The sequence below is a fragment of the Longimicrobiaceae bacterium genome (genome assembly GCA_035696245.1).
Lineage (GTDB): Bacteria > Gemmatimonadota > Gemmatimonadetes > Longimicrobiales > Longimicrobiaceae > DASRQW01.
Genome location: DASRQW010000379.1, coordinates 1 through 3,745, shown reverse-complemented (window position 1 = coordinate 3,745; position 3,745 = coordinate 1). Strand labels below are relative to the sequence as shown.

Genomic DNA, 3,745 nt, shown 5'->3' with positions numbered 1-3,745 from the left:
TCGACCGAATCGGTCCTGCTCACCCACGCCATGGCCAACTCCGGCAAGCGCCTCGACCTTACCGACATTGCCGGTCCCAAGATCGACAAGCACAGCACCGGCGGCGTGGGCGACAAGACGTCCATCGTGCTTGTCCCGCTGATGGCGGCGGCGGGCGCGGCGTTCGTGAAGATGTCGGGCCGCGGCCTGGGCCACACCGGCGGCACGCTCGACAAGCTGGAGGCCATCCCCGGCTTCCGCTGCGAGCTGGAGCTGGACGAGATGCGTGCCCAGGTGGAGCGCATCGGCTGCGCGCTGGTGGGCCAGAGCGCCGCGCTCGTCCCGGCGGACAAGCTGCTCTACGCCCTCCGCGACGTGACGGGGACGGTCGATTCGGTGCCGCTCATCGCCGGCAGCATCATGTCCAAGAAGCTGGCGGGCGGCGCGTCGAGCATCGTGCTCGACGTGAAGTGGGGCTCCGGCGCCTTCATGCGCACGGTCGAGGAGGCCCGCGAGCTGGCGGGCGAGCTGGTGCGCATCGGCGAGGGCGCGGGGCGGCGGACGCGCGCGGTGCTGAGCCCCATGCAGGAGCCGCTGGGCCGCGCCGTGGGCAACGCGCTGGAGGTCCGCGAGGCCATCGAGACGCTGAACGGCGGCGGGCCGGACGACCTGTGGCGGCTCACGGAAGAGCTGGGCGCGCACCTGCTGCTCATGTCGGGCTTGTCGGGAGATGCGGACCAGGCCCGCGCCACGCTCAACCGCCTGCGCGACAGCGGCGAGGGCGCGCGGAAGCTGGAAGAGCTGATCGCCGCGCAGGAGGGCGACGCGCGCGTGGTCGGCGACACAGGCCTGCTGCCCCGCGCGCCCCACGCCGTCCCCTTCGCGACGGATGCGGACGGGCCGCGCTGGGTGGAGGCGGCGGACGCGCGCGGCATCGGCGACGCGGCGCTGGAGCTGGGCGCCGGGCGGAAGACGAAGTCGGACCCGGTGGATCCCGCCGTGGGCATCGTGCTCCGCGCCCGCATCGGCGACCGCGTGGAGCCCGGCCAGCCGCTAGCGGACATCCACGCGCGCGACGAAGCCTCTGCCGCCCATGCCGCGGAGATGCTGCGCGCCGCCTTCCGGCTCTCGGCGGAGCCGGTCGCCGCGCCCGAAGCGCGCTACGAGGTGATCGGCGGCTAGGGCGGACTTCACGAAGCTGGACGGAGGGGCGGGCGGGCGCTACCGTAGCCGGTGGCGCCCGCCCGCTTCGCATCTTCCACCCATCTCCCGGAGACCGGCTCCGTGTCCCGACTCTGGCTGGGCACCCTGGCGGGCCTGGTGTACGGCGCGCTCAGCGCCGCGTCCATGCTGCCGCTCACCTTCCCGGACAAGCGCGCGGCGCTGCTCGGCGCCTTCCTCAACCGCTTCGCCATCGGCGTGACGATCGGGGCTGCGATGGGCTCCCCGCAGCTCGCCGCCACGGGTGCGCCCGCGTGGGCCGTCGGCCTTGCGCTCGGCCTGCTCCTCAGCGCCGCCGACGCGGTCATCACCAAAGCCTACGCGCCGATCCTCGTTCTCGGGGCGCTGGGCGGCGCCCTCATCGGCTGGCTCGTAGGCCGCTTCGGCACCTAGCCGCCTTCCGCACAGCCTCACCCGCCGCTACGACCGACCTCGTAGAGGCGCGATGCATCGCAGCGGAATCTTCCCGCTCGCCCGAAACGCTCGTCTCTGCGTCGATTCCGCCGACGGAATCCGCATCTCCACACATCTTCCGGGATGTGCGACAGCCCTCCCGCCGGGTGGCAGGAGGGCTGTCGCACGATCACCCGGAAATTCAGCGCACGGGATAGACCGTGTCGCCCACCTGCTGGATGTCGATGTCCAGCCCGTGCTGGATGTACTCCCGGGCGGAGTCGGGGAAGATCTGCCCGTCGACCGCATTCGCCCGCAGGCCGGGATAGTCGAGTGCGATGAGGGTACGCACGTGGCGCGGCGGCATCCACACCGGAAACATGGTGCTGTCCTTGTTGGGGTTCCCCGCGCCCGTCCACTTCCAGGTGAGCTCGTGGACGCGGTTCTTGGAGCCCTCCACCGCCACCTCCTGGATACCCGGCGGCAGCGCGCCGTTGGTGTACCCGTGAAGCCCGCTCGGCGCCCGCCTGTCCGCCACACCACCAGCCACCGGCAGGGCCTGGAAGATGTGGCCCGAGAGCCCCGCCTCCAGGTTGTTGCCCAGCTCGGCGATGGTCTGCCTGGCACGCGCGACCCGCCGCTGCTTGTCGGCGCGCTCCTCGTCGGTCTTCGCCTGCACGGTCCCCGCGGGCGCCGCGGCGCGCACCTCCGCCGCACGCGCGGCGAGGATGCGTCCCACCGCCGCGTTGCCCACCGTTCGCTGGAGGTGCAGCACGCCGGCCGTGGTAAGCGGTCCCGCCGTGGCTTGCCCCGCCACAGGCCCACCGGGCAGGTGCGCCGCGGGCTGCGCCGCGTGGTGCGGACGGGCTGGGGCGCAGCTGCTCGCCACGCCGGCGTGGTGTTCGTGCACCTTGGACGGTATCGGCATGGGTCACGGAAGACGGGGAGGGGCGGACATCTCCGCCGCACAATGTTCATCGCCCGCGATCCGGCGACAAGCCCCGGCGTTCGCGCTGCCCGTGCAGCCGTGGCTTCGCGGCCCCCTTGGAGGACGATCCGGTGCTTGCATCCAAACGGCGGCCGGCGGCATCCACGGCGTGGAAACATCGCGGGAGAGCGGCGGGTATCTTGCGGATGTGAGTGCGGCAGCAACGACTTGGGGCACGGCACCGCCCCGCATCTCCAGAACCACGGCAGTCCTCATGATCCACACATCCCTGCTCTCATCGCGCCACGTCGCCGCCGCAGCACTGCTCGGCTGCGCGGCCGCGGCGCTTCCGTCGCAGTCCATCGCCCAGGCGCCGCCGTACTCCACGCGCTCGGCATCCACCGGCTCTGGGCCGCGGGTGGCGTCGCAGGCGCTGGCGCGCGGGCGCTACGTCGTGGTCGTGGACCTGGACGCGAACCGGCTGTACTTCGCGCACGGGCGGCGCGTGCTCTGGTCGGCGCCGGTGGGCACGGGCACCGGTCTGCGGCTGGAGAGCGACCGCTCGGCGTGGGACTTCGACACGCCCAACGGCGTGTTCCACGTGCAGTTCAAGGAGAAGGACCCCACATGGCGCGCACCGGACTGGTGGTTCGTGGAGAACGGCCTGCCTGTGCCGCCGTCCAACGACCCGCGCCGCCTCTTCCCCGGCGACCTGGGTTCGGCCGCCGTCTACATCGGCAACGGGCTCGCCATCCACGGCACCGACAAGCCCGAGCTGCTGGGCCAGCGGGTGTCGCACGGCTGCATCCGCCTGTCCAACCAGGACGCGTGGCGGCTCTTCCACGACGTGCAGCTGGGCACCGAGGTGGTGATCGTGGGCGGCCAGGGCCAGACCGCCGACCCGGCCGAGGTCGCCCGCCGCAAGCGCAACCAGACCGGCCGCTCCGCCCCGCCGCCGCGCGACCCGCTCATCGTCGCGCTCGAGAGGCAGCCGACGGACGAGCTGCTGGGCCGCATGAGCGACGAGATGTTCGTCTCCGTCACCACCACGGGCACGGCGGTGCGCTGGCCCGCCATCACCGGCGTGCTGGTGGAGCGCGGCATCGTGGACCGCGACGACGACGCGCTGGACGGGGTGATGGCGCGCGTCTCCGGCCTGGGCACCGGCGTGCTGCGCGACGAGTACTCGGCCTTCCTTGCCGACGCGTACGCCCGCGGCACGCT

The 3,745-nt window shown here is 72.7% G+C and carries 4 protein-coding genes; 3 read left to right on the top strand and 1 reads right to left on the bottom strand.

Annotated features, from left to right (window positions below; genetic code table 11):
• Both VFE05_17215 and VFE05_17210 read left to right on the top strand, forming a co-directional pair.
• Nucleotides 1-1,161 (top strand): thymidine phosphorylase (locus VFE05_17215; GenBank protein ID HET6231819.1); only part of this gene is annotated, 1,161 nt, incomplete at its 5' end.
• Between the two features lie 102 nt (nucleotides 1,162-1,263).
• Nucleotides 1,264-1,593, top strand: a complete 330-nt coding sequence (locus VFE05_17210) for a hypothetical protein (GenBank protein ID HET6231818.1) — start codon at nucleotides 1,264-1,266, stop codon at nucleotides 1,591-1,593.
• Between the two features lie 202 nt (nucleotides 1,594-1,795).
• Here VFE05_17210 and VFE05_17205 read toward each other — a convergent pair whose 3' ends face one another.
• Complete coding sequence (locus tag VFE05_17205; protein ID HET6231817.1) at nucleotides 1,796-2,503, bottom strand: hypothetical protein; 708 nt, start codon at nucleotides 2,501-2,503, stop codon at nucleotides 1,796-1,798.
• Between the two features lie 292 nt (nucleotides 2,504-2,795).
• On the opposite strand from VFE05_17205, the gene VFE05_17200 reads away from it, so the two are divergent.
• A partial coding sequence (locus VFE05_17200; GenBank protein ID HET6231816.1) for a L,D-transpeptidase occupies nucleotides 2,796-3,745 on the top strand: 950 nt, incomplete at its 3' end.